At 72.0% G+C, this 239-nt stretch carries 1 protein-coding gene; it reads right to left on the bottom strand.

What is annotated here, in order from left to right; translation table 11 throughout:
* Positions 1 to 239: dihydrofolate reductase family protein (locus NVV99_RS26820; RefSeq protein WP_260783338.1), on the bottom strand; the 239-nt coding region annotated here is incomplete at both ends.

Here is a 239-nt window from a genome sequence, read left to right as displayed (position 1 = left end):
CTCGCGGCGCACGCGCAGGGCCTCGCTGGTCCTCGCGCCGCCGTAGTTCTCGGCCCGCACGGAGCCTGCGCCCACGAGGATCACATCGGCGAGTTCGCGCAGCAGCCCGAAGACCTTCTGGTCGGCGGGCGAGCCGAGGGCGCCCGATCGTCCCTCGACCGCCACGGCTCCGTCGAGGGAGGACACGACGTTGATCCGCATCCACGGCCGGGACAGGTCGTCGGGATAGGCGTAGAGAG

The sequence above is a fragment of the Rhodococcus sp. PAE-6 genome (assembly GCF_025290685.1).
Classification (GTDB): domain Bacteria; phylum Actinomycetota; class Actinomycetes; order Mycobacteriales; family Mycobacteriaceae; genus Rhodococcus; species Rhodococcus pyridinivorans.
The sequence above is the reverse complement of the archived record's forward strand: the minus strand, read 5'-3'. Positions and strand labels throughout refer to the sequence as shown.